This window comes from uncultured Flavobacterium sp. (assembly GCF_963975515.1).
GTDB lineage: Bacteria > Bacteroidota > Bacteroidia > Flavobacteriales > Flavobacteriaceae > Flavobacterium.
The window spans coordinates 140,930-166,219 of sequence record NZ_CAXBGY010000005.1; the positions used below are offsets into that span (position 1 = coordinate 140,930).

Sequence of the window (25,290 nt, forward strand, 5' to 3'; positions counted from 1 at the left end):
ACTTTGAATTGCAAAGTAAATAAATATTTTTGAATGTAGAACTATTTTTTTTGACTATTTTTGAAAAAAAAGAAAAATGAAGATTTTAGGATATGTTTTAAAAGGTATTAGTTTATATTTTATTTTAGTTATAATTTTATTTAGTTTCAATTTATTATTTGAAGATTTGCCTAGTGATGTAGTTGAAACGAATGAAAGAATAGGTTACAGATTAGGCCAAGTGATAGTAATTTTATTAGCTTCATTTTTAACTTATTTGTTATTTAAATACAGCAATAAACTTATTCGAAAAAAATCAAATCAAGTAGAAGTAAAGCAATAAAAATGAAACCAGCAGAAGAATACATCTTGAAGCAACCTGAACATTTTCTGATGATTATGATGCATTTGTGTGCTGTTGTTGAACAAATTGTACCTGAAGTTGAATTACTCTTTAAATGGGGTTTGCCTTTTTATTATTACAAGAAAAAACCATTTTGTTATCTAAACGTACTAAAAAAAGAAAATGCCATTGATTTATGTTTTATGAAAGGGCATCTTTTAAAAAATCATAAGGATAAAATGATTGATAAAGACAGAAAATTGGTTGCTTCATTACGCTATACTGATTTAAAAAGTATTGACAATAAGGTTTTAAAAGAAGTTTTATTGGAAGCCAAATCTTTATACCTTTAACTAAACATTAATACTCGTTATAATTTATTTTAGGCATTTATCCTTAATTTTATGCCTATGAATAAAGTGAATAAATCAGGATTCTATTTTAAGAATTACGAAGCACCTTACGAATCACCTTTTGATAAGTTGTTTGGAATTTTTAAAGAATTAATTACCCATACTTCTGGAGATTTTGATGAAGCCATAGATTGGTTACGTCAATTAGATGTTGAATATAAATTAACAACTCCAGAGTACACTATTGATGATTTTATTGAAGATTTAAAGAAAAAAGGATACATCAGAGAAGAAATAAAACCCGATGGAACTGGTGGAATAGGAATTACTTCAAAAACAGAACAAGCTATTCGAAAAGCAGCTTTAGATCAAATTTTTGGGAATCTTAAAAAATCGTCTTCAGGAAATCATAAATCTAAACAATCTGGAAAAGGGGATGAACAAACAGGTGATTTTCGTGAATTCCGTTTTGGTGATTCTGTCGAACAAATTTCATTAACCGAAAGTCTTAAAAACGCTCAAGTCAATAATGGAGTAGGTGAGTTTATGTTAACTGAAAGAGATTTGGTAGTTGAAGAAAGTCATCATAAATCGCAAATGAGCACGGTTTTGATGATTGATATTTCACACAGTATGATTCTTTATGGTGAAGACAGAATTACTCCAGCCAAAAAAGTTGCTATGGCTTTAGCCGAATTAATCACAACGCGTTATCCAAAAGACACTTTAGATATTTTAGTGTTTGGAAATGATGCTTGGACGATTCAAATCAAGGATTTACCTTATTTGCAAGTTGGACCATATCATACCAATACAGTAGCTGGTTTGCAATTGGCTATGGATATTTTAAGACGAAAAAGAAACACCAACAAACAAATTTTCATGATTACTGATGGAAAACCAAGTTGCGTTCGCGAGAAAAACGGTGAATATTACATGAACAGTAACGGATTAGACCAATATATAGTAGATAAATGCTATAATCAAGCAGCACAAGCACGAAAATTACATATTCCAATAACAACGTTCATGATTGCAAAAGATCCTTATTTGCAGCAATTTGTGAATCATTTTACAGAAGCCAATCAAGGAAAAGCATTTTATACAGGATTAAAAGGTTTAGGAGAAATGATTTTTCAAGATTACGAAACCAATAGAAAGAAAAAAATTCGATAATTTTCACAATTTAAAAATTACATAGATTTTTAAAATTTCTCAAATCTGTGTTCCAAAAAAAAAAAAAAAAAAATACGCTCACATTATAAAATTATATATGAAAGACATAAAAACATTAGGAGAATTAAAAAAATCAGGATACAAATCTCAAAATATAAAAGACGAATTAAGAACCAATTTACGCAACAAAATAAAAGCAGGTGAAACTACTTTTGAAGGAGTTCATGGTTTTGAAAATACAGTTATTCCTGAATTAGAAAGAGCTATTTTGTCTAGACATAATATCAATTTATTAGGTCTTCGTGGTCAAGCTAAAACTCGTTTGGCTAGAAAGATGATTGAACTTTTGGATGAATACATTCCAGTTGTGGAAGGTTCAGAAATTAATGATGATCCTTTAAATCCAATTTCAAGATTTGCCAAAGATTTAATCGAAGAAAAAGGAGATAAAACACCAATTACATGGTTGCATAGAAGCGAACGTTTCTTTGAAAAATTAGCAACTCCAGATGTAACGGTTGCTGATTTAATTGGTGATGTTGATCCAATAAAAGCTGCGAATCTAAAACTGAATTATGCTGACGAAAGAGTAATTCATTTTGGAATGATTCCAAGAGCGAATCGTTGTATTTTTGTGATTAACGAATTACCTGATTTACAAGCCCGTATTCAAGTAGCTTTGTTTAATATTTTGCAAGAAGGTGATATTCAAATTCGTGGTTTTAAATTAAGAATGCCTTTAGATTTACAATTTATTTTTACAGCCAATCCAGAAGATTATACCAACCGTGGAAGCATTGTAACTCCTTTGAAAGATAGAATAGGTTCTCAAATCCTTACTCATTATCCAGAAAATATTGCCATTGCAAGAACGATTACAACGCAAGAATCAAAATTAGATGAAGATCAATCTGAAACTGTTTATGTGCCAAGTTTAGCCAAAGATTTATTAGAACAAATTGGTTTTGAAGCTAGAGATAGCGAATATATTGATTCAAAAAGTGGTGTTTCTGCTCGTATGAGTATCACGGCTTATGAAAATTTAATTTCAACAGCAGAACGAAGAGCTTTATTAGCTGGAGAAGATAAAACATCAGTAAGGTTGTCAGATTTTATTGGAATTATTCCAGCCATTACTGGAAAAGTAGAATTGGTTTATGAAGGTGAACAAGAAGGTGCTGCAACTGTGGCTCAATATTTAATTGGTGATGCAATTCACACGTTATTTCCAGCGTATTTTCCAAACATTGAAAAGTTAGAAAAGGAAAATGATAAAAATGCTTACACGGATTTATTAGAATGGTTTTTTAACGAAAGTGGTTTTGAATTATTAGATGATGAAAGTAATGCTGAATATCAAAAAATATTAGACGAAGTAAAACCTTTAGATGTTTTAGTTAAAAAATATCAACCTGAAATTGCTAAAGAAGATGTTTATTTTATGAAAGAATTTATTCTTTGGGCTTTAGTTGAATATAAAAAACTGACAAAAAATAGAGTTAATTCGGGTTACGAATACAAAGATTTATATAGTAACTTTATCAGTAAGTTATAAGATAAAAAAAAAGTCGCTTTAAATTAATAAAGCGACTTTTTTTATGTTGTTATGGTCTTAAATTCTGAAAATTCCACCAACTACAATGATTCTTTGTAAGAACCAAAAATTTTGTTCTGCAGTATCAGCACTTAAAGCCGTTGTTCTAATATCATTCATATTGATGTAACCTCCTTTTAATTCGGTTTGAACGAAAAAGTGTTTGAAGAATGTGAAGTTTAATCCCACTTTTGCTGAAGCTCCAAACCCAGAAACATGAAAATCATCGTGTCTGTCTTTTGAAAGTACTTTTGCATTTGTTTTAGGAAATAATAATCCAACACCAACTGCACCAACAGTATTTACTTGAAATTTATCCGTATTTGGAAGTTTAAATAATTTTGAAATATCGTCTACACGAGCTATTTCAGTATTAATGTAATTTAAACCATCAGTATGTTCAAAAGTTAAAAATTGTTCGTCTAAAGTCAATTGATTTCCGGTCGGATTTTCGTTATATGTTCCAGGATTTGGATAATTTCCTGAATAATCAACTCTTTTATTTTGATACATTACATATTTCATATGATCAACACCAAGCGAAATATTATAATGATCATTAATGAAATATCCCATTCTAAAATTAGTTTGAGGAATAGTCATTCTACCAGGATTGATATAATCTACATGCCAACCTTTTGGTTTATCATGCGCTTCTACATCATATAAGGTGAAATCATAATCTGCTCCTTTAAAACGAATATCTGATTTAGAAAAAGTTTCTCTATTTCCACCCCAATAAACATAGAATTTACCTTTGTTGTGTGCCGTGTATTTTTCAGGATTTTCAACTGTTTCTTGCGAAAAGGTGTACTGTGAAAAAACACAAAAAGTTAGTACAACCATTAAAAATGATTGCTTCATTATTGTATTAAAAAATTAAAATTGATTTACGGTTTTACGGATGGCTACTAATTTAGTCATAAGGTTTTCAAAATAGTCTAAATGCAACATGTTTGCACCATCACTTTTTGCATTTGCTGGATCGAAATGTGTTTCAATAAATATTCCGTCAACTCCTACTGCAATTCCAGCTTTTGCTACTGTTTCAATCATATCTGGACGACCACCAGTAACACCAGCAGTTTGATTGGGTTGTTGTAAAGAATGCGTTACATCTAAAACAGTAGTTGCATATTGTTGCATGGTTGGAATTCCTCTAAAGTCAACAATCATGTCTTGGTAACCAAACATTGTTCCTCTATCCGTTACCATAATATTTTCATTTTGGCAATCTAATACTTTCTGAACAGCATGTTTCATACTTTCTGGACTCATGAATTGTCCTTTTTTTAAATTAACTGTTTTTCCTGTTTTTGCAGCAGCTACAACTAAATCTGTTTGACGTACTAAAAAAGCTGGAATTTGTAAAATATCTACATATTCAGCAGCCATAGCAGCGTCTTCATTAGTATGAATGTCAGTTACTGTTGGAACTCCAAATTCTTTTGAAACTTTTTGTAAAATTTTTAGAGCTTTTTCGTCACCAATTCCAGAAAAACTATCAATTCTTGAACGATTTGCTTTCTTAAAAGATCCTTTAAATACGAAAGGGATTTCTAATTTATCAGTAATATTTACTAGTTTTTCGGCAATTCGAATAGCCATTTCTTCGCTTTCAATAGCACATGGACCAGCTAAAAGAAAGAAATTGCCACTAGTTGTATGCTTTATTTGTGGAATATTGTTTATGTTCATATTGTGTTGTTTTTGAAGTTGCAAAGATAAAAAGAAAAACCTTGTAATCCGAAGTTTAAAAGGTTACTTATGTTACATTAGGATTATTCTGGTATTTCTTCAATTTTTTTAATTTGAAATCCTTTAGGGCAAACAATTTTTCCTTTTTCATAAATGTTAAAATAGAAAGTTTGTTTTTTGGTTGATCCTTCAAGATTTACTTCATACATATATAATAAACCTGCACCCATATTAGAGTGTTTGGTTGGAAAAGGGCAACAAGTATCTATTTTTTTAAATTCAACATTTTCTCCATTTGGACCTTGTAAACCCTTAAAAAAATAATTGATAAAATTTTCTTCTGATCGATCGCTAATAATTCCAATATTTACAGGATAATCTGCATCAACTCCATATTTAGAATCTGTAGCATACTCTGTAAAAATAAACATTCCATTCTTAATCATAGGCCTTATCGCATCATTATCAATATTTTTAATGGTTGATTTTGTACTTATACAAGATGAAGTAATAGCAATAATTGAGAAAATTAATATTAATTTTTTCATGTTAATTGGTTTTAGATTTTATAAAGTATGAAATTATAGCGCTAATAACAATCCCATTGGATAAGGTCGAAAAAGTATTTGTATACATATAATTTGATAAAGAAAAATATTTTTCAGCGTCTTCTAAAGTCATCTTAGAATTTTTAATTTTATAATTGATGATGTTTGTAAAATAATCGGGAGAAATATATTCGAATGTAATGTACAAAACAACAGGAGTAAAGATTGCGACTAGCAAGGAAAGGATCGCTCCCGATAAAAAACCTTGTTTCCAATCAATTTTGTTGTTGTAATAATTTTTCTTTTTATTTTGTAAAGCCAAAACATAAATTAGAATAGAAATAATTCCAAAAAGCATAGTATAAATAGGTTGAAATTTTACTTTTTCATCATGCCAACCCATTGTTTTTTCAAAATACATCCAAATTAAAAAGCATATTGAAAATATAACTGCCCATTTTAATTCGATTTTAAACTTTTCCATTCTATTTTTTTAAATTAATAACGCTATAAAAGTAATAAATGTTTACGAAATTGAATACATTAATTATATTTGCTTAAAATTTAATATATGGATTTTATATATGGAACTTGGCATTGGTCAATTTCTGGGTTTTTAATTGGAATGATAATGTTAGCATTGGTTTATTTTGGTAAATCATTTGGAATGTCTTCTAACTTAAGAACACTTTGTACAATTGGAGGAGCAAAAAGAGCTAGTCAATATTTTGATTTCGACTGGAGAGAACAAAAATGGAATTTGGCCATGGTTCTAGGAGCAGTTTTAGGAGGTTATTTTGCAACACAATTTTTAAGTAGTTCGGAAATAGTTCAATTAAACACAAAAACGATTGAGCAATTACACACATTAAATATTGATGAGCCAAATGGAAAAATTGTTCCAGATGCTTTATTTAGTTTGGAAGCTATGCAAACACCAAAAGGGTTTTCAATCTTATTAATTGGTGGTTTATTAATTGGTTTTGGAACACCTTATGCTGGTGGATGTACTTCTGGTCATGCCATTTCAGGATTGAGTAACTTACAACTTCCTTCCTTAATAGCCGTAATTGGCTTTTTTATTGGAGGATTAATCACTACTTATTTTATAATTCCTTTATTATTTTAGTATGAAATTATTTAGATTCTTATTAGTTGGGTTTATATTCGGAATTGTATTAACTAAAACAGAAGCCATTTCTTGGTATAGAATATATGAAATGTTTCATTTTCAATCCTTTCATATGTATGGTGTGATTTTTACTGCTGTTTTAACTGGAGTAATTGGAATTCGACTTCTTAAGAAAAAAGACATTAAAGATTATAAAGGACATTCAATAGAAATATTAGATAAAGAACGAGCACCTTTTCGTTATATTATTGGTGGAATTATGTTTGGTTTAGGTTGGGCATTAGTTGGCTGTTGTCCTGGACCTATTTTTGTTTTACTTGGAGCAGGAATTGTTCCAATTCTAGTAGTTTTGTTAGGAGCTTTATTAGGAAACTTCATTTATGGTATATTTAAAGATAAATTACCTCATTAATTCACAACTCTTCATCAGCGTATTAGTTAAGATTTATTTTTAATTAATTATTTTTATTTGATATGTAAGAAAAAAGTATATTTTTGTCAAAAAATTAACAATTTTAAAACAAATCAAAGATGAAAAAATTTAAAAAATTAACAGTGTTGTTTTTAGTAATATCAGTAGTTTTAGCATCTTGTAATAAAGATGATGATTCAAGTTCAGCTGCAATTGAAGGAAGTTGGGAGTTAACAAAAAGCGGTTCAATTACTGCTGATGGTAACGAACAACTCATGGATTATCCTTTTAATAATGTGGGATGTAATAAAGATTATATTGAAATTATAACTGGAGGAACTACGGCTGAACATTATTTTAATGATGACAATAATGGTCAGGGTTGTTATGAGGAAATTGAAATAGGAACTTATACTAAAGAAGGAAATGTTTTAACAATTATTTCTTCTGGTTATACTCAGATTGGAGAAATTTTAGAGCTAAATAATTCAACATTAAAAGTTAAATATTCTTATCCTAATTCAACTGTAATAGAAATAATTGTTTATAAAAGAAAATAATTAAGATTACGTATAAATAAAAATCCCTTTCAATTTGAAAGGGATTTTTTTATTCTATTTCTGCACTTAATCCAGCATCTAATAATGAGGAGCATTGTGGTTTGAGTTCATCATAACTACCTGTTTTTACGGTACATCTTCCTTTGTAATGCACTAAAATAGCACATTGTTCTGCTTGTTCGTTGGTATGTTCACAAACTTTTATTAATGTATCAATAACGTGATCAAAAGTATTGACATCATCATTGTATAAAACAATTTCATTATTAAGTCCATAATCTTCTAGGACTTCAACTTCTTCTTGTATTTTTTCTCTAGTACTCATTTTTTTAGGTAATGGGTTATGGGTAATAGGTTATAGTTTCATAATGCTAATTTACATATTTTAAAGATACCCAATTGTTTCTTTCAAACTTTTTAACATATGTTAACCCTTTAGAAGTGCAAGATTCATCAATAAAAGGAATGTCTTCTGTATAAAAACCACTGAATAAAATAGTTCCATTAGGATTTAAACAATCCACATATTGTTGCATGTCATTCAATAAGATATTTCTATTGATGTTAGCAATAATTAAATCATATTTTTTTCCTTTTAAAAGAGCAGCATCACCTTCATAAACTGTAATTTGAGAACAATTATTACGTTCAGCATTTTCAATTGAATTCAAATAACACCAATTATCAATATCAATGGCATCAATAGGTTTTGCTCCTTTCATTTCGGCTAAAATGGCTAAAATGGCTGTTCCACAACCCATATCTAAAGTTTTCATATTAGTAACATCAGTTTCTAATAAATGCTGAATCATCATGTGAGTTGTTTCATGATGACCTGTTCCAAAACTCATTTTTGGTTCAATTACAATATCAAATTCAGCATCAGTCATTGAATGAAAAGGTGCTCTAACATGGCATTTTCCATCTACATCAATAGCTTCGAAGTTTTTTTCCCATTCTTCGTTCCAATTTACTTGTTCTATTTCTTCAACTTTGTATGATATTTTGAATTCTTCATTATTTAAAATTGAAACATCATTCAATATATCCTCAGACCATAATTCTTTTTGAACATAAGCCGAAACTCCTTCTTCTGTTTCCATAAAACTTTCAAAAGCTTTATCTTCTAATTCAGCTACTAATATTTCGCTTCCTAATTCTTTTGGACTAACCGTAAAATGATATCCTATATAATTGCTTGACATAAAAATAATTTTCGCAAAGGTACATAAAGCTTTCGTTTTTTAGAATAATTTATCATTTGTTAACACCAAAAAAGCATTTGAATACGTATATTTGAAATAAAAAGAAAAACTCATGAAAAAATCATTTATTGCAATTGTATTAACTGCACTATTATTTAGTTGTCAAAATAAGGCTCAAAATAAAGCTTTATCAGTTGCAAGCAACACAAAAATTATGGAAAAAGAGAATATTTATCAATTTAAAGTTACAGACTTAAATGGAGAGGAATTTGATTTTTCGACCTTAAAAGGAAAGAAAATCATGGTGGTTAACACAGCTTCAGAATGTGGATTAACACCACAGTACAAAGATTTAGAAGCTATTTATGAAAAATATAAAGCCAATAATTTTGTGATTATAGGTTTTCCAGCCAATAACTTTGGTTCTCAAGAACCTGGAACAGATAAAGAAATTGCTACTTTTTGTGAGCAAAATTATGGTGTCACATTTCCTATTATGTCAAAAATTTCGGTAAAAGGAAGTGACATGCATAAATTGTATCAATTTTTAACACAAAAAAGTAAAAACGGATTAGAAGACAGTGAAGTACAATGGAATTTTCAAAAATATTTGATTAATGAAAAAGGTGAGTTAGAAAAAGTCATTTCGCCAAGAACATTGCCAACTGATGCCTCTGTTATAAAATGGATTGAAGGATAAATTAAAATACTTATATATGATTAGATTTTTTAAGATTTTTAGTTTGGTTTTAGCAGTTGTTTTAATTTCTTCTTGTGGAAAAATACATATAGAAGAATTAAAAAAATCATCAGAACCTATTGCAGATGCATCAAAATCTGTAGCATTAATTTCAAAAAATAATGTGATGTTATATGAATTTGATAAAGAGTTTGAGAAGAATTTTCAAAATAAAAAAGAATATTCAACCTACTTTTCTAAAAGTTTAGAGAGTCAATTAACTTCAAATCAATTATATAAAAGTGTAATAGTTTTAGAAGATAATTCAGCTATTGAAACAATTTTTGATACTACTGATTTTGATTATATAATTACAATTGAAGATGTAAAAATTGCCGCTTATTTTGAGGATTCTCATAATACTAGTTATTCTGCTAACATTGGAAACTCTCAAAAGAAAAAGAGTACTGTAAGAAGTAGAATAAAGATTTATGATAAATTAATTAAAAAAGAGGTTGCCGAGTTTTATACAACTGGTGAATCTGATTATTCAGAAAGAAACTATAAATTAGTTGTAGAAAAAGCTACAGAAAAATCAATTGAAAATACAATCCAATATTTAAAAACAGGAAAAATTAAATTTTAAATTATAAAATTAACTGCATAAAAACAGTATCAAGCCATTTATTAAATTTATAAGCAGATTCTTTAATAACACCAACAGTTTCAAAACCAAACTGTTTATGAAATTCCACACTACTTTGATTTTCAGCATCAATAACTGCAATCATAGTGTGGAGTTTTTGTTTTTTGGCTAATTCAATTAATTCAGCTAATAACAACTTTCCCAAACCTTTTCCTTTATGATTTACAGAAACATAAACCGAATGTTCTACCGTAAATTTATAACCTTCTTTAAAACGAAAAGTTCCATACGTTCCAAAACCAGCAATTTCATTATCAATTTCAACAACAATTAAAGGAAAACCTTCTTTGTTTTTATCATCAAATATTGCTTTTTGTTGTGCCAAAGTTCTTGGTTCATAGTCATAAATAGAAGTTGTGTTTAGAATATTATAATTCACTATTTCTAAAATTGACTCTAAATCTTTTTCGGTTGCTTGTCGAATAAAAGTGTTCATTGTATTTCTTGTTTGAAAAGTTCAAAGTTACAAAGTTTACATTTGAAAATCCTCAATTACTAATCACTTTTTACTAATTACTAATCACTCAAATTTGTATATTTGTAATTCAGAAAATAAGATACTGAAATAAATTCAGCATAAAATGATTTACCCAAAAATACCTTTAGCCCAAAGTTTAATAGAAATTTTTAAAGCAAAAGGAATCCATCATATTGTTATTTCTCCAGGTTCAAGAAATGCTCCGTTAACAATTGGTTTTTCGAATCAACAAGATACTTTTAAGTGTTATAGTATTGCAGACGAACGTTGTGCTGCTTTTTTTGCTATGGGAATGGCACAACAATTAAATCAACCTGTTGCTCTAGTTTGCACTTCTGGTTCGGCTTTGTTGAATTATTATCCAGCTGTAGCTGAAGCTTTTTACAGTCAAATTCCAATGATTGTTGTTAGTGCTGATAGACCTCATGATAAAATTGATATTGGTGACGGACAAACTATTCGTCAAGAAAATGTGTTTGCAAATCACAGTTTATATAATGCTAATTTGTCCGAATATGCTTCAAATGATAATGACATAAAAATTAATGTTGCCATTCATGAAGCTATTTCTAGAAAAGGACCAACACATATAAACGTTCCTTTTGAAGAACCTTTGTATGATTTAGTTTCAGAACTTTCAGTTACTCCAAAATTGCTTCCTTTTGAAAATGAAAGGGATAATTTTACTTTAGATGAAAAGTTTATTCAACAATGGAATTCAGCTAAAAAGAAATTAATTTTAGTTGGTGAATTAAAACCTAATTCGATTAAAAATTCGATTATTGAATCATTAGCTAATGATGATTCTGTTGTGGTTTTGACTGAAAAAACTTCTAATTTACATCACGAAACTTTTATTGATACGATTGATACTTTAATAACTCCTTTTTCAGATGAAGATTTTGAAGCTTTTCAACCAGAAATTCTAATCACTTTTGGTGGAATGGTTGTTTCAAAACGAATAAAAGCATTTTTAAGAAACTATAAACCACAAGAACATTGGCATATTGATAAATTAAGAGCTTATGATACTTTTGGAAGTTTATCACAACATTTTGTAACAAAACCAAACCTTGTTTTATCACAATTATTAGAGCATGAAAATTCTGTAAATAGTGATTATAAGATAACTTATTCAAAAATAAACCAACTTAGAAAAGAAAAGCATACTAAATATGTAAATGATATTCCTTTTTCTGACTTTAAAGCGTTTGAATTTATAAGTCATAATTTACCAAAAGAAATTCAATTACAAGTCAGTAATAGTTCAGCAATTCGCTATTTACAATTGGTAACGATTGATAAATCCATAGAAGTTTTTTGTAATCGAGGCACAAGTGGAATTGATGGTTCAACTTCAACCGCAATTGGAGCAGCTTTAAAATCAAATAAACCAACTGTTTTTATAACTGGTGATATTAGTTTCTTTTATGATAGTAATGCTTTGTGGAATAATTATATTCCAAAAAACTTCAAAATTATAGTAATTAATAATTCTGGTGGTGGAATTTTTAGAATTCTACCAGGTCATCAAGAAACGGAAGTTTTTAATACTTTTTTTGAAACTTCACATAATTTGAATGCTTCTCATTTAGCCAATATGTTTGAATTTACTTATTACAAAGCAACAGACGAAATTAGTTTACAAAACCAGTGGGAATCATTTATGAATCAAAATGATAATCCGTCTATTTTAGAAATTTTTACACCCGAAAAAATTAATAATAAAATATTGACTAACTATTTTAAATGTTAATTTTTTTAACTAAATTTGGGTTCTATTAATCTAAAAAAACTATATAAAAATGAGTAAAAGAGACGAATTAATCGTAAAATATGCTGCAGATTTAAAAGATAAATGTGGTGTAACTCCAAACATGGATTTGTTAACAAAAGTAACTGTTGGATGTGGTCCATCAATTTATAATGCTGATGCTGCTACTGTTGCAGGTTCTGATGAAAAAGAATTAGCTACTGTAAAAAACAATTTCTTAATTAAAAAATTAGGTCTTAAAGATGGAGCTGATTTAGATAAAGGAATAGATGCAGTAATGGAAAAATACGGTCGTTCAAATAAAAGCAAATATAGAGCAGTAGTATATTATTTACTTGCTGTTCATTTCAAAAAAGAATCTATTTATAAATAAGATTCAAATAACCAAACCAACCAAACTATTAAAATCCTAACTTGTTTAGGATTTTTTTTGATTAAAACCCTTCAAAAACTCCCAATCCAAACAAAGCAAAATCATATTTAACAGGATCGTTTTTGTCAAGCTTTCTTAAAGCAAAATCTAATTCGGCTAAAGCTTTTCCATCGTTTTGTTTTCTTTTAAGCAAACCTAATTTTCGAGCAACATTTCCTGAATGTACATCTAAAGGACAAGATAATTTTGATGGGTGAATTGTTTTCCAAATACCAAAATCTACTTTATTATCATTTCGAATCATCCAACGTAAATACATGTTGATTCTTTTTGCAGCACTATTGTTTAATGGATCTGAAACGTGTTTTTGTGTTCTCTGTAAATGTTCAATTTCAAAAAAGACTTTCTTAAACTCATGAATACTTTTTTGCATACTGTCTTCTTCTTGATGTTTAGCAAAAACAGCTTCTAAACCATCATGATTAATATAGATATTCTGTAAAGCTTTCATAAAAGTTTTAGCGTCAAGCGAATTGAAAGTTCTATGTACAAAATCGTCAAACGAATCTAAATTATCTTCAGAATGATTCATCACAAAGTCATAAGGAGAATTTCCCATGATTTCCATTAACTTTTTAGAGTTTTTGATAATCATTTTACGATTTCCCCAAGCAATTGTAGCACTTAAAAAACCTGCAATTTCAATATCTTCTTTTAAAGAAAATGAATGAGGTATTTGTATTGGATCACTTTCAATAAAATCAAAATTATTGTATTGAATTACTTTTTCATCCAAGAAATCTTTTAATTCTGATTTATTCATTTATAAATTCTTTAGCATAAAATCCATCTTTTATATCATTAGTTCTTTGTTGCGGAAAATAATTATAATGCTTATATAATCTTTCATTTACACAAGGTAATTCTCCATTTGAAGTTTCGTATAAATTGGGAAGAACTGGATCAAAATAGTAAAAATCCCCAATGCTTTTACTTATAAAATTATTGTTTTCGTACTTAGTGTTTGATTCTGGAATTAATAGTTGACTTAATTTAAAAGTAATTCCATTTGATGGTTTTTTTACGTCAATGAATAAACTAATTAGCACAAAAAATAGAGAAAAAATAACTATACTATTCTTTATTGAAAATTTTAAATAGGTTGAAAATTCGTAAGCTAAAACAGTTGCAAATAAAATAAAGGTTGGAAGAAAATATCTGTATTGAGGTGAAACTAATAATAGAACAATAAAGTGAATTAAAAGAATAAAATATAACTTTTTAAAATTAGTATTCAGCTTAAAAAAAGTAGTGAAAGGAATAATAAGAAACAAAACAAGCATTCCTCTATTAAAAATTGCATTTAAACCATCAAGTTTAAACCATAAAATAAATTTATCTAAATAGGATAAGTTTTTAGTAGCCACCAAATGTTCAGAATAACCACCATCAATTACAATTTGTGAGAGTTGTTTTAAGACTTCACTACTCATTTTCCAGTCATAATTTGTTGCAAAATATGGTAATGGAAATAACGGATAACCTGAAATTATACTATTTTTAACTACAAATAGTAATCCAAATAGAGTGGAGCAAACCAAAAGAAATAATAGATTTTTTTTATTTTTTTTGATTGAAAATAAAGCCAGAAAAACAATTGGAAAAAATGTAACTTTTATAATGAAAATATATAATGAAAATATTAGTAGTGTTTTAAAATCCATTGTTTTTTCAATAAACTCATAAAATATTATTGATGAAACAATTAATATTGGTAAATCTGAAGAAGGTGAATCTATAAATTGATAATAAAATACAAGAAATACTATACCAAAAAACGACCAATTGAAACTTTTTTTACTATTTTTTTCAAAGAAATAGTAAATTCCAATCAATAATACGAAACCATTGATATCATTAACCTTATTTGTAATAAATGAAAAATTAAAGCCACTTTGCAAGACATGCCAAAATGAAAATTGCCCTAAAAATGGATGAACGTTTGCAACACCTTTTACAAATCCATATTCATTGAGCCATTTTATAGTTTGAATGTAATAGCTTTCATTATCAAAAATGGTTGGTAATTGTGCCGATTTTAAAGCAATTAAAACTGTTAATCCAATAAATAAATAAAATTGTTTTTTAGAAAACGACTTGAATAATGATTTTAAAAATGTTAAAAATTCTACTTTGTATTGTAAGAAAAAAAGTAGTTGAATTATGCAGTTTAGTATAAAAACTTCGCTATTTATTCTAAAAAGTAAAGCACAAAGACTTAAAAAAAAGGTTTGAAAAATAAGTCCAAACAATACTGTAAAAGCAGGGTTAGTTTTAGAAATCCCAAACGTATTTTGGAATGCAATTCCTGATAAAGAAGCAAAAACAAATAAGATGAACCAATAAACTAAAAGTAATAGCATTAAATCATAATATTTCCGTCTTTCATAACTAATTTTCTGTCAGCCATATCAGCTAATTCTTCGTTATGAGTTACGATTACGAATGTTTGTCCAAATTCATCACGCAATTTAAAAAATAATTGGTGTAAAATTTCAGCAGATTGTGTGTCTAAGTTTCCAGAAGGTTCATCAGCAAAAATTATCTTTGGTTTGTTTATTAAAGCTCTTGCCACAGCAACTCTTTGCTGTTCACCACCAGAAAGTTCACTTGGTTTGTGATGAATTCTGTCTTTTAAACCTAGATATTCTAATAAACGTTTAGCTTCAGTTTCGGTTTCAGCTTTGTTTTTATTAGCAATAAATGCTGGAATACATACATTTTCTAAAGCAGAAAACTCAGGCAATAACTGATGAAATTGAAAAATAAATCCCAAATTAAGGTTTCTAAATTTTGATAATTCTTTATCATTTAATTTTAAAACATCGGTTCCATCAATACTAAGTGAAGAACCATTTTGCATAGTTGGTTTATCCAAAGTTCCCAAAAGCTGTAATAAAGTTGTTTTTCCGGCACCAGAAGCACCAACAATTGAAACTATTTCACCAGATTTTATGTGAAGATTTACGCCTTTTAAAACCTGTAAATCACCATAATATTTATGTAATTGGGTAACTGCTATCATTTTTAACTATTTGTACAAAGAAACAAAGATTTTTTGTGTTTTATAAAGTATGATAACGATTAATTTGAAAAAAAATAAGTGGAAAAAATAATTGTGTAAGTCAATATAAGAAATCAACTTACACAATTTTCTAAAGTTTATAATTCATTACTTACTATTTTCTACCACGAATAAGCGATAATATAAATAGTACAATAAAAATAAAAAATAATACTTTAGCTATACCTGCTGCACCTGCTGCAATTCCTCCGAATCCTAAAACTCCAGCAATAATTGCTATAACGAGAAATGTAATTGTCCATCTTAACATAATAAATAGTTTTTAGTTAATATTAGTTTTTTGTTGTGTATCGAACAAAATAATAATCTTCTAATTCTTTACTTTACAAATTTATAACATACTGCAATTAAATTATTTACATCATTTTCTATTTAATTTATATTATTACCATTGAAATGTTTTAAAGCAATATAAATCTATGTTTTACAAACCTAAATCACAGTTTTATCGTAAATCATTATATAAATTAAAGTTAAAATAAATAATCTGTTTAATAATTTTGTATATTTGTTAAACAAAAAATCATAAATCATGAAAATATTTTTGTTAGTTTCGTTGTTATCATTAGGATTTTGTAAATCAAATGAGTTACAAACAGTAAGTAAAATTAAAGAATTTAAAGAACCTATTAAAATGAATATTAAAGAAGGAAAAGAAGTTGCAACTTTCGCTGGTGGTTGTTTTTGGTGTACAGAAGCCGTTTTTTTAGAAATTAAAGGGGTAGAAAAAGTAGTTTCTGGTTACACTGGTGGAACAATTAAAAATCCATCTTACAGAGAAATTGGAACAGGAACAACTGGTCATGCTGAAGCCATCGAAATTACTTATGATCCAAAATTGGTACAATACAAAGATTTATTAGAAATTTTCTTTAGTTCACACAATCCAACAACTTTAAATAGACAAGGAGCAGATGTTGGAACACAATATAGAAGTGAAATTTTTTATCATTCAGAAGCTCAAAAGAAAGAAGCGGAAGAATATATTACACTTATTGAAAAAGAAAAGTTATATGATGATCCTATTGTAACAAAAGTTTCTTCGGCAGTTGTTTTCTATGTAGCCGAAGATTATCATCAAAATTATTATAACGAAAACAGTTCACAAGGTTATTGTCAAATGGTGATTGCACCTAAACTCGAAAAATTGAGAAAGTATTACAAATCAAAATTAAAATAGAAGGGAAAAATTGCTATGAATACTACTATTGAAAAAGAATTATTTGAAATCGTAGGTGATAATCACCAAATGACATCAGCAGAAACTCCATTGCGAGCAGATGCCTTTGATAAATCTGATGAAGATAAAATGACCGTAATTGAGGAGCATTTTGAAGTCATTATGAAAGAACTTGGTTTAGATTTAACTGATGATAGTTTAAAAGGAACTCCACATAGAGTTGCAAAAATGTTTGTTAAAGAGATTTTTTCAGGATTAAATCCGGCAAATAAGCCAAAAATTTCAGTTTTTGACAATTCGTATCACTATGACAAAATGTTAGTCGAAGCTAATATTAGTTTTAATTCGACTTGTGAGCATCATTTTTTGCCAATTGTTGGAAAAGCTCATGTGGGTTATGTTTCTTCAGGAAAAGTTATTGGTTTATCTAAATTGAACCGAATTGTTGATTATTACGCTAGAAGACCGCAAGTTCAAGAGCGAATGATTATGCAAATTTTTAATGAACTAAAAACAGTTCTTGATACTGAAAACGTAATGATAATAGTAGAAGCAACTCATTTATGTGTTTCTAGTAGAGGAATTAAAGATGAAAGTAGTTATACTTCAACTTTGCAATATGGAGGCGTTTTTAATCAAAAAGAATTTAGAGACGATTTTTATAGATTGATTAATAAAGAAAAATAATTGGCATCTTAATTGTATATTTATAATTGAATTTAAATATATAATGAATGTCGGATCAACAAGTTGAAATTATTCAACCCAAAATAAAAAGTGATAAAAAAACGAAGCTAATTCTCGGGATTATCTTTGATTTAGTTGGTATGTTGTCTTACGTTGTTCCAATTTTTGCTGAAGCTACGGATATTTTCTGGGCACCAATTTCAGGATTTATTATGATGGCAATGTATAAAGGAACAACTGGTAAAGTTGCTGGTGTAATTAGTTTTATAGAAGAAGCTTTCCCATTTATAGATTTTATTCCAACGTTTACTTTAACTTGGGTTTATAAATATATTATTAAGAAAGAAGAAAAAGAATAATTCAATAAAAAATTATAAGGCATATTTAATTATATGTCTTATTTAATTTTCTTATCTATAAATTCAGCTATAAAGCCTAGTTTCATTCTATTAAGCATTTTTTTTTCAAATTCCCAAAAGAACTTAAATTGACCAAATAAAGCACCAATAAATACAAGCATTACTTGATAAATGGGAAATAAAATAATTATTCTAATTGGCCAATAAATCCATAAAGAAACGGATTCCTTTGTAAGTCCAATATAGTTAGTAATAGGTTTTGAAAGATAGGCTGCTGTTGAACCTGTTATTGCAAATACAATAAAAATTATAATTAATTGCCAGTTTGAAGTCACATTCCAGCGTTGTTTAAGTTTGTTCATTCTTTTATAATCGTGCAGGAAAACCTCCTAATTGTTGTTTATTTGTTAATTGAAAATAAGTTAAGTAATTGAATATCATGTAGTTTACTTCAAAACCGTAGTCTATATTTGTTTCATAGTTTATAGGTATTTCATATAGATTTGAATTATAAACTGTCGGCATATTTGCCCTTCTGTTCCATTCTAAAACCCAAAAATGATTTCTAGCTTCAAGATAATCTTGAGTATAAAAATTTCTTGGTTTTGCTCTTGAATTAAACCAACTTGTAAATCCACCATCAATAATTAATACTTCATATTCAATTTCATCATTCGCAATACGAATTGTATCACTTTCTAAAAGTGGTTTATCATTACTAATAATCTCTTTACTTGAAGTACAACTAAAAAGCATAATAAATACTAATGCAAATATTGAAATATAAGTTTTCATAGTATTATGAATTAAAGTATAAAGATAAAAAAAAGCATCGACATAGCCGATGCTTTAAGAATAGTATTTCTTTTAATGAATTATTTTTTTCCAAAAAGACCTCCAAGAAGACCTCCTAATCCACCTTTTTTCTTTCCACTTCCACTAATTGCAGACATTGCATCACTAACATCAAGTTTTCCATCACCATTTTGATCTAAAACAGAAGTTAATAAAGAACCTCCTAGTGAACTTCCACTAGAAGAGTTATTTCCTCCTCCAAGTAATCCTCCTAAAAGGCCTCCTAAATCTGGAGTTGTAGATACACCGCTATTTTTTGTTTGCTTTCCTAAATATCCCATTATGATAGGAGCAAGCATTGGTAATATTTTAGATATAATACTAGAATCTACTCCAGTTTTTGCACTTAAACCTTGAACCATTGTGTCTTGTTTGTTTCCAGTAACATGGCTAAGAATTCTATCTCCGTCAGAAAAATCACCGCCATTTAAAAATCCTCCTAGATTATCTAGTATACTTCCATCATGTTTGCCACTTGTTAACGCACTTAACAAACCACTTGCACCTTCTCCCGAAAGTACATTGTTTTGCATTTGTCCTAATAAAACTGGAATACTTGATGAAACTACATCACTAGCTTGAGTAGGGTTAATTCCTGTTTTTTCTGAAATGTTACTAACAAGTTGTTTCCCTAAATCACTATTTAATAAATCTAAAATTCCTGACATAAATATGTTATTTTTAAAGTTAAAATATGTTAAATATACTTAAAAAATATTAATTATTTTTAAGTAGACTTATTATTTGCTCTGCAAGTTCTGTGCCAATTCTATCTTGTGCTTCGTCTGTTGCAGCTCCAATATGTGGTGTTAAAGAAATTTTTGGATGCATTAAAATTCTCATTTCTGGCGTTGGTTCTTTTTCAAAAACGTCTAATCCTGCAAATAAAACTTTACCCTCATCTAAAGCTTCTACTAAAGCAACTTCATCAATTACGCCACCACGTGCTGCATTGATAATTCCAACATTTTCTTTCATTATTTTTAATTCGTCTCTGCCTATTACATAACCGTCTTGAGCTGGAACATGTAAAGTAATAAAATCAGAATGCTTGTATAAATCCTCTAAAGGTTCTGTAACAATATCTACATTAATAAATTGTCCGTTATAGAAGTCCACACGAATTACAGCTTCACCAACATATTTATCTGTTGCGATAACTTTCATCCCTAACCCTAAAGCTATTTTAGCTACAGCTTGACCAATTCTTCCAAAACCAATGATACCAAGAGTTTTACCTCTTAATTCCATTCCATTTCCGTAAGCTTTCTTTAGTCCGTTGAAATTTGTATCACCTTCTAAAGGCATAGTTCTATTGGAATCGTGTAAAAAACGAACTCCTGAAAATAAATGAGCAAAAACTAATTCAGCAACTGATTCAGATGAAGAAGCCGGAGTGTTTATTACATGTAAGCCTTTGCTACGTGCATAATCTACATCAATGTTGTCCATTCCAACACCACCACGACCAATGATTTTTAAACTTGGACAATTATCAATGATGTCTTTTCTAACTTTAGTAGCACTTCTTACTAAAATTACGTCAATTTTATGGCTATTGATATAATTTTCTACTTGTTCTTGTGCTACTTTTGTTGTAATCACTTCAAAACCAGCTTTTTCTAAGGCTTTTATGCCGCTTTTTGAAATTCCGTCGTTGGCTAATACTTTCATTTTTATGCTGAATTTATTTCAACATCTTTCGATGCTGATTATTAATTTATTTTTTACTTAAACTTCTCTCTAATTCTTTCATTACGTCTACTAATACCTGAACACTTTCAATAGGTAAAGCATTATACATTGAAGCTCTATAACCACCAACAGAACGATGTCCGTTTATACCAGAAATACCTGCAGCTTTCCACATAGTATCAAAAGTTTCTTGATGTGCTGCATTATTTAAGGTAAAAGTTGCATTCATAATACTTCTATCTTCAGTAGCTACAACACCATTGAAAAGTGGATTTCTATCAATTTCAGCATACAATAAAGCCGCTTTTGCTTCATTTTCTTTTTCAATTCCCGCAATTCCACCTTTATTTTTTAACCATTGCAAGGTAAGTAAAGATGTATAAACTGCAAAAACTGGAGGCGTATTATACATACTTTCTTTAGTAATATGTTGTTCGTAGTTTAATATGTTAGGAATGTTTCTTCCAGATTTACCTAATACATCTTCTTTGATTACAACTAAAGTTGTTCCAGCAGGTCCCATGTTTTTTTGTGCACCTGCATAAATGATATCGAATTTTGAAAAATCTAAAACTCTTGAAAATATATCTGAACTCATATCACAAACCACTGGAACATTCGTTTCTGGAAATGATTTCATTTGAGTGCCAAAGATTGTATTGTTTGATGTACAATGAAAATAATTTACATCAGTCGGTATAGCATAATCTTTAGGAATAAAAGTATAATTACTTTCTTTAGATGAAGCAATTACAATAGTTTCTCCAAATGGTTTAGCTTCTTTAATTGCTCCATTTGCCCAAGTTCCTGAATCTAAATAAGCTGCTTTTCCATCAACTTTCATAAGGTTATATGGAACTCTTAAGAATTCTAAACTTGCACCTCCTTGTAAAAATAACGCTTGATAGCCTTTGCCATCTAATCCTAATAATTCTAAAACTAAAGCTCTTGCTTCATCCATTACGGCTACAAAATCTTTACTTCTGTGTGATATTTCTAATATAGATAAACCTGAATTATTAAAGTTTAAAATGGCTTGTGACGCTTTTTCAAAAACTTCTTGAGGCAAAATACATGGTCCAGCACTGTAGTTGTGTTTTTTCATTTTAAATGTGTAAGTAGTTAATTGTATGAGGCAAATTTCGGAAATTGAGAATAAAATGAGGGTAATAATTTAGCAATAATACCCTTGTGTTATTAACAATAACGTTGTAGTTGTGCTTTAAAACAATTTTTTTTTTCAATTGAAAGTGTTAAATCTAGAAAAATATAAACTTTTTTAAATCCAAAAATAGACTTCTGCCGTAAATATCACTATAACTTAATAAAAAAGAATTATGAAAACTAGAAAAATTTTATCAGTAGCTATGATTGCATTCACTTTAATGTTGACAGGAAATGCTTTTGCTCAAAAAGAAAAAACAGTAACTGTAGGAGGTGCTCCAATGTATCCTTCAAAAAACATTGTTGAAAATGCAGTTAACTCAAAAGATCATACAACTTTGGTAGCAGCCGTAAAAGCAGCCGATTTAGTTGAAACTTTAATGTCAGAAGGACCATTCACCGTTTTTGCCCCAACAAATGCTGCGTTTGATAAATTGCCAGCAGGAACAGTAGAAGCTTTATTAAAACCAGAAAACAAGAAATTGTTGCAAACTGTGTTAACCTACCACGTAGTTGCTGGAAAAATGAATGCTAAAGACTTAATGGCTTCCATTAAAAAAGGAGATGGAAAAGCTACTTTAACAACAGTTAGTGGTGGAACTTTAATTGCTTGGATGAAAGGAAAAGATATTTATTTAACAGACGAAAATGGTGCTTCTGCAAAAGTTACAATTTCTGATGTTAACCAATCAAATGGGGTAATTCACGTAATTGATTCAGTGGTTACACCTAAAGCATAATTTTAATTTAGATTTGTTTTTTGTTAGAGAAGAGCTTTCCGAAAGGAGGCTCTTTTCTTTTTTATAAACTTTTTATAAACTCAATAGTATCAATATTATCAGCATAATCCCAAAGCATTGGTTTTTGGGTTTGACCAAAGGAAATACTATTCTCAACTATATTATTTGAAACAATGCACTGAATTTTTTCTTCATCTAATTTTAATCGAGATTTAACTTCATCTAAATCATCATAAAATTCATAAAAAACACTTGAAATAGGTGAGGAGTAACTTGAATCTTCTTTTAAAGTCAAGAATTCATTATCTAATAATTTGTACAAGCTCATTAGAAAAACGGCTTTGTTGTAATCGTAATTATTGGCATATTTTTCATAAAAAATAACATCTTTATATTCAAAAATTGCTTCAAAAAAAGCTTTGAAATTATATCCTTTTGGCACAAATAATTTAGAAACATTTCTACATCCTAGCCCAAAATATCTAAAAATATCTTCACCTAAATTAGTTAAATCTTCTTTTGACTCATCACCTGTTAAGATGGCAACTGAATTTCTGTTTTTTCTGATAATATTTGGAACTTTTTTAAAATAATAATCAAAATAACGTGATGTATTATTACTTCCTGTTGCAATTATAGCATCAAAACCTTCTAATTTACCTTCAACAAATGTTATTTTTTTCTCAAACCTTTCATCTAAAGCTATTAAAAATTTTGCTAAAAACTTGACTAAATGTTGATCGTTTGAAGATGTTTTAACTAAGACATTGTTTCCTGTAATTAAAACCGTTAAAAAATCATGAAAACCAACTAAAGGAATATTTCCAGCTAAAATTAATCCAATGTTTTTTGGTTCAGTTTCTTTTAATTCATAAGCTGAAAGCCATTGGGTAAGGTTTTCTTCGGTTAAAGCTTTCGCCCAAGATTGAATAGAAAAATATACTTGTTCTGGTGTAAACCAACCATTATGTGATTGAGATAACTGAATCAAATCTACAAATGCGTCAAAAAAAGTAGCGTTATTTTTTATAGCTTCATTTTTTATATTTCCTTCTAATGCAAACTGATTTAGAAAATTTCCTAACTCAACAAAACTATTTTTTATTTCAATTTTTGACATTTGTAACATTTGTAACTTGTTTTTAAATAGATAACATTGTAATTTTGTGCAAAAATAAGATAATTAGTTCAAAGTCTAATGTCATAATGTCTAAAGTATTTAGCTTTCGACTTTCGACTTGACTTAATAATTTTTAAAGCATATAAAATGGCGATTATAATAACAGATGAATGTATAAATTGTGGTGCTTGTGAACCTGAATGTCCAAATACAGCAATTTATGAAGGAGCAGATGATTGGAGATATAAAGACGGAACAAAGCTTTCAGGAAAAGTAATATTACCAGATGGAACAGAAATAGATGCAGATGCTGCTCAAACACCAATTTCTGATGATTTGTATTTTATTGTTCCAGGTAAATGTACAGAATGTAAAGGTTTTCACGAAGAGCCTCAATGTGCAGCTGTTTGTCCAGTTGATTGTTGTGTTCCTGATGATGAACACGTGGAAAGTGATGAAACCTTACTAAATAGACAAGCATTTTTACATAATGAATAAATTTTAAAAAAAAATCCTGAAGTTAGCTTCAGGATTTTTTTTTAAAGTACATTAAATACTATTATTTAACCATTATGTATTTATTAATAATCAAAACATCATTTTTAGGATCATAAGTTTCTAAAATTAAGTTTCCTTCATTGTCAAAATAACCAACAGAGACTTTCTTTTTTTCAATATAAATATAATTATTGTTCGAAGTTTTTCTCAAAACACCTAGATTTTCACCATTAGTATTGTTTAAGTTATATCCAGCTTTGTCAACTGCAACCTCAAATTTTCTTCCATTTAATTCATAATAAGCAGAACGATCTACGTCAATAGAGCGCGTTACACCATCAACGCTTACTTCAGTAGTAGAAGTTACTTCTACAGGTGTTTGTTTCGTCTCTTTGTTTAAGGTGTTTTTAGCATCTTTTTCAAATTCAATATTTTGAACTTCTTTTGTTTCTTCTTTTTTTACAATTTTTTTCTCACCATCAGAATCTTTTATAGTTCTAACAGTGGTTTTCTCTTCTGTCTGAACATTTTTGTTTTGAGCAAATCCATAACTTGTACATAAGATTAAGGATAGAGTTACTATTACATTTTTCATAATTTTAAAGTTTTAATTAATTACATTACAAATTTAGTTAGTATTAAGTAGTTTGTGTTTTACTATTTTTTAAATTGATTACATAATTACCACTTTAATTGTTAATTACTTGGCTAATTCTTGTTAAAAAGTCTTTGCTGAAAAACCTTATAATTCTATTAATTTAGAATAAATTTGTTGAAAATTTTAAAGCTGTGCAAATTGAATAAACAAGATAAACATATCAAGAAAATTTGCCTTTT

At 28.5% G+C, this 25,290-nt stretch carries 34 protein-coding genes; 16 read left to right on the forward strand and 18 right to left on the reverse strand.

Annotated elements, in window-relative coordinates:
- Positions 1-76: 76 nt before the first annotated feature.
- The 4 genes from AAC008_RS07945 (at position 77) to AAC008_RS07960 (ending at position 3,406) form a co-directional block, all read left to right on the forward strand.
- On the forward strand, positions 77-322 hold the full coding sequence (locus AAC008_RS07945; protein WP_339888596.1) for a hypothetical protein: 246 nt from the start codon (positions 77-79) through the stop codon (positions 320-322).
- Positions 323-324: 2 nt separating this feature from the next.
- Entirely contained in the window at positions 325-675 is a 351-nt protein-coding gene (locus tag AAC008_RS07950; protein WP_339888598.1) for a DUF1801 domain-containing protein, read from the forward strand.
- A 57-nt stretch (positions 676-732) separates the two neighbouring features.
- Positions 733-1,851 carry a VWA domain-containing protein gene (locus tag AAC008_RS07955; RefSeq protein ID WP_339888599.1) on the forward strand — a complete coding sequence of 373 codons (1,119 nt, stop codon included), beginning with the start codon at positions 733-735 and terminating at the stop codon, positions 1,849-1,851.
- 97 nt (positions 1,852-1,948) lie between these two features.
- Positions 1,949-3,406 carry a magnesium chelatase gene (locus AAC008_RS07960; protein ID WP_339888601.1) on the forward strand — a complete coding sequence of 486 codons (1,458 nt, stop codon included), beginning with the start codon at positions 1,949-1,951 and terminating at the stop codon, positions 3,404-3,406.
- A gap of 57 nt (positions 3,407-3,463) precedes the next feature.
- Here AAC008_RS07960 and AAC008_RS07965 read toward each other — a convergent pair whose 3' ends face one another.
- The 4 genes from AAC008_RS07965 to AAC008_RS07980 all read right to left on the reverse strand — a co-directional run bounded on the left by AAC008_RS07965 (position 3,464) and on the right by AAC008_RS07980 (position 6,175).
- Positions 3,464-4,309 (reverse strand): hypothetical protein, encoded by an 846-nt coding sequence (locus AAC008_RS07965; protein ID WP_339888602.1) that lies wholly within the window; start codon positions 4,307-4,309, stop codon positions 3,464-3,466.
- A gap of 15 nt (positions 4,310-4,324) precedes the next feature.
- Entirely contained in the window at positions 4,325-5,143 is an 819-nt protein-coding gene (gene kdsA, locus AAC008_RS07970; protein WP_339888604.1) for a 3-deoxy-8-phosphooctulonate synthase, read from the reverse strand.
- 83 nt (positions 5,144-5,226) lie between these two features.
- The gene (locus AAC008_RS07975; RefSeq protein ID WP_339888605.1) at positions 5,227-5,691 is read right to left on the reverse strand and encodes a 2-dehydro-3-deoxyphosphooctonate aldolase; all 465 of its coding nucleotides are present in this window, start codon (positions 5,689-5,691) and stop codon (positions 5,227-5,229) included.
- 1 nt (position 5,692) lies between these two features.
- Positions 5,693-6,175, reverse strand: coding sequence for a DUF4199 domain-containing protein (locus tag AAC008_RS07980; protein ID WP_339888607.1), 483 nt, complete (start codon positions 6,173-6,175; stop codon positions 5,693-5,695).
- Between the two features lie 87 nt (positions 6,176-6,262).
- Between AAC008_RS07980 and AAC008_RS07985 the strand changes: the two genes are divergently transcribed.
- The 3 genes from AAC008_RS07985 (at position 6,263) to AAC008_RS07995 (ending at position 7,795) form a co-directional block, all read left to right on the forward strand.
- A complete protein-coding gene (locus tag AAC008_RS07985; RefSeq protein WP_339888608.1) occupies positions 6,263-6,820 on the forward strand; it encodes a YeeE/YedE thiosulfate transporter family protein in 558 nt (185 codons plus the stop codon).
- Between the two features lies 1 nt (position 6,821).
- Complete coding sequence (locus AAC008_RS07990) at positions 6,822-7,235, forward strand: DUF6691 family protein (RefSeq protein ID WP_339888609.1); 414 nt, start codon at positions 6,822-6,824, stop codon at positions 7,233-7,235.
- Between the two features lie 119 nt (positions 7,236-7,354).
- Positions 7,355-7,795, forward strand: a complete 441-nt coding sequence (locus AAC008_RS07995; protein WP_339888611.1) for a lipocalin family protein — start codon at positions 7,355-7,357, stop codon at positions 7,793-7,795.
- Positions 7,796-7,844: 49 nt separating this feature from the next.
- Here AAC008_RS07995 and AAC008_RS08000 read toward each other — a convergent pair whose 3' ends face one another.
- Both AAC008_RS08000 and prmA read right to left on the reverse strand, forming a co-directional pair.
- Positions 7,845-8,120: an ATP-dependent Clp protease adaptor ClpS gene (locus AAC008_RS08000; protein ID WP_339888612.1), complete on the reverse strand. Its 276-nt coding sequence runs from the start codon at positions 8,118-8,120 to the stop codon at positions 7,845-7,847.
- A 46-nt stretch (positions 8,121-8,166) separates the two neighbouring features.
- Positions 8,167-9,000, reverse strand: coding sequence for a 50S ribosomal protein L11 methyltransferase (prmA, locus tag AAC008_RS08005; RefSeq protein WP_339888613.1), 834 nt, complete (start codon positions 8,998-9,000; stop codon positions 8,167-8,169).
- Positions 9,001-9,112: 112 nt separating this feature from the next.
- Here prmA and AAC008_RS08010 point away from each other — a divergent pair, with 112 nt between their 5' ends.
- Both AAC008_RS08010 and AAC008_RS08015 read left to right on the forward strand, forming a co-directional pair.
- Entirely contained in the window at positions 9,113-9,700 is a 588-nt protein-coding gene (locus AAC008_RS08010) for a glutathione peroxidase (RefSeq protein WP_339888614.1), read from the forward strand.
- 16 nt (positions 9,701-9,716) lie between these two features.
- On the forward strand, positions 9,717-10,325 hold the full coding sequence (locus AAC008_RS08015; protein WP_339888615.1) for a hypothetical protein: 609 nt from the start codon (positions 9,717-9,719) through the stop codon (positions 10,323-10,325).
- 1 nt (position 10,326) lies between these two features.
- Here the strand turns inward: AAC008_RS08015 and AAC008_RS08020 are convergent, their stop codons facing one another.
- Positions 10,327-10,821: an N-acetyltransferase family protein gene (locus AAC008_RS08020; protein ID WP_339888616.1), complete on the reverse strand. Its 495-nt coding sequence runs from the start codon at positions 10,819-10,821 to the stop codon at positions 10,327-10,329.
- A gap of 145 nt (positions 10,822-10,966) precedes the next feature.
- Between AAC008_RS08020 and menD the strand changes: the two genes are divergently transcribed.
- Positions 10,967-12,619: a 2-succinyl-5-enolpyruvyl-6-hydroxy-3-cyclohexene-1-carboxylic-acid synthase gene (gene menD, locus AAC008_RS08025; protein WP_339888617.1), complete on the forward strand. Its 1,653-nt coding sequence runs from the start codon at positions 10,967-10,969 to the stop codon at positions 12,617-12,619.
- Positions 12,620-12,668: 49 nt separating this feature from the next.
- Positions 12,669-13,010, forward strand: coding sequence for a DUF2853 family protein (locus tag AAC008_RS08030; RefSeq protein WP_339888619.1), 342 nt, complete (start codon positions 12,669-12,671; stop codon positions 13,008-13,010).
- A gap of 61 nt (positions 13,011-13,071) precedes the next feature.
- On the opposite strand, the gene AAC008_RS08035 is transcribed toward AAC008_RS08030, so the two are convergent.
- The 4 genes from AAC008_RS08035 to AAC008_RS08050 all read right to left on the reverse strand — a co-directional run bounded on the left by AAC008_RS08035 (position 13,072) and on the right by AAC008_RS08050 (position 16,405).
- Entirely contained in the window at positions 13,072-13,833 is a 762-nt protein-coding gene (locus tag AAC008_RS08035; RefSeq protein ID WP_339888620.1) for a TIGR02757 family protein, read from the reverse strand.
- The gene (locus AAC008_RS08040) at positions 13,826-15,433 is read right to left on the reverse strand and encodes a hypothetical protein (protein ID WP_339888621.1); all 1,608 of its coding nucleotides are present in this window, start codon (positions 15,431-15,433) and stop codon (positions 13,826-13,828) included. Before AAC008_RS08040 ends, AAC008_RS08035 begins: the two co-directional genes overlap by 8 nt.
- The gene (locus AAC008_RS08045; RefSeq protein WP_339888623.1) at positions 15,433-16,095 is read right to left on the reverse strand and encodes an ABC transporter ATP-binding protein; all 663 of its coding nucleotides are present in this window, start codon (positions 16,093-16,095) and stop codon (positions 15,433-15,435) included. The genes AAC008_RS08040 and AAC008_RS08045 overlap by 1 nt, the downstream gene beginning before the upstream one ends.
- A gap of 154 nt (positions 16,096-16,249) precedes the next feature.
- Entirely contained in the window at positions 16,250-16,405 is a 156-nt protein-coding gene (locus AAC008_RS08050) for a DUF1328 domain-containing protein (protein ID WP_339888624.1), read from the reverse strand.
- A gap of 384 nt (positions 16,406-16,789) precedes the next feature.
- Here AAC008_RS08050 and msrA point away from each other — a divergent pair, with 384 nt between their 5' ends.
- From msrA to AAC008_RS08065, 3 genes are read left to right on the forward strand one after another with little or no spacing between them, the layout of a single operon-like run.
- The gene (msrA, locus tag AAC008_RS08055; protein ID WP_339888679.1) at positions 16,790-17,335 is read left to right on the forward strand and encodes a peptide-methionine (S)-S-oxide reductase MsrA; all 546 of its coding nucleotides are present in this window, start codon (positions 16,790-16,792) and stop codon (positions 17,333-17,335) included.
- A gap of 15 nt (positions 17,336-17,350) precedes the next feature.
- Complete coding sequence (folE, locus tag AAC008_RS08060; protein ID WP_339888625.1) at positions 17,351-18,022, forward strand: GTP cyclohydrolase I FolE; 672 nt, start codon at positions 17,351-17,353, stop codon at positions 18,020-18,022.
- Positions 18,023-18,069: 47 nt separating this feature from the next.
- Entirely contained in the window at positions 18,070-18,381 is a 312-nt protein-coding gene (locus AAC008_RS08065) for a hypothetical protein (RefSeq protein ID WP_339888626.1), read from the forward strand.
- Between the two features lie 38 nt (positions 18,382-18,419).
- Here AAC008_RS08065 and AAC008_RS08070 read toward each other — a convergent pair whose 3' ends face one another.
- From AAC008_RS08070 to serC, 5 genes are all read right to left on the reverse strand, one after another.
- Positions 18,420-18,743, reverse strand: a complete 324-nt coding sequence (locus tag AAC008_RS08070; RefSeq protein ID WP_339888628.1) for a DUF6787 family protein — start codon at positions 18,741-18,743, stop codon at positions 18,420-18,422.
- Positions 18,744-18,747: 4 nt separating this feature from the next.
- Entirely contained in the window at positions 18,748-19,176 is a 429-nt protein-coding gene (locus AAC008_RS08075; protein WP_339888629.1) for a DUF6146 family protein, read from the reverse strand.
- Positions 19,177-19,256: 80 nt separating this feature from the next.
- Positions 19,257-19,904, reverse strand: a complete 648-nt coding sequence (locus AAC008_RS08080; protein WP_339888630.1) for a DUF937 domain-containing protein — start codon at positions 19,902-19,904, stop codon at positions 19,257-19,259.
- A gap of 49 nt (positions 19,905-19,953) precedes the next feature.
- Entirely contained in the window at positions 19,954-20,910 is a 957-nt protein-coding gene (locus AAC008_RS08085; protein ID WP_339888631.1) for a D-2-hydroxyacid dehydrogenase, read from the reverse strand.
- 46 nt (positions 20,911-20,956) lie between these two features.
- The gene (gene serC / locus AAC008_RS08090) at positions 20,957-22,036 is read right to left on the reverse strand and encodes a 3-phosphoserine/phosphohydroxythreonine transaminase (RefSeq protein ID WP_339888632.1); all 1,080 of its coding nucleotides are present in this window, start codon (positions 22,034-22,036) and stop codon (positions 20,957-20,959) included.
- Between the two features lie 232 nt (positions 22,037-22,268).
- Here serC and AAC008_RS08095 point away from each other — a divergent pair, with 232 nt between their 5' ends.
- On the forward strand, positions 22,269-22,835 hold the full coding sequence (locus AAC008_RS08095) for a fasciclin domain-containing protein (RefSeq protein WP_339888633.1): 567 nt from the start codon (positions 22,269-22,271) through the stop codon (positions 22,833-22,835).
- A 61-nt stretch (positions 22,836-22,896) separates the two neighbouring features.
- Here the strand turns inward: AAC008_RS08095 and AAC008_RS08100 are convergent, their stop codons facing one another.
- Positions 22,897-23,955, reverse strand: coding sequence for an acyl-CoA reductase (locus AAC008_RS08100; protein WP_339888635.1), 1,059 nt, complete (start codon positions 23,953-23,955; stop codon positions 22,897-22,899).
- Positions 23,956-24,102: 147 nt separating this feature from the next.
- On the opposite strand from AAC008_RS08100, the gene AAC008_RS08105 reads away from it, so the two are divergent.
- Positions 24,103-24,453 (forward strand): 4Fe-4S binding protein, encoded by a 351-nt coding sequence (locus tag AAC008_RS08105; protein WP_339888636.1) that lies wholly within the window; start codon positions 24,103-24,105, stop codon positions 24,451-24,453.
- A 61-nt stretch (positions 24,454-24,514) separates the two neighbouring features.
- Here the strand turns inward: AAC008_RS08105 and AAC008_RS08110 are convergent, their stop codons facing one another.
- Positions 24,515-25,048 (reverse strand): hypothetical protein, encoded by a 534-nt coding sequence (locus AAC008_RS08110; protein ID WP_339888637.1) that lies wholly within the window; start codon positions 25,046-25,048, stop codon positions 24,515-24,517.
- Positions 25,049-25,290 lie beyond the last annotated feature (242 nt).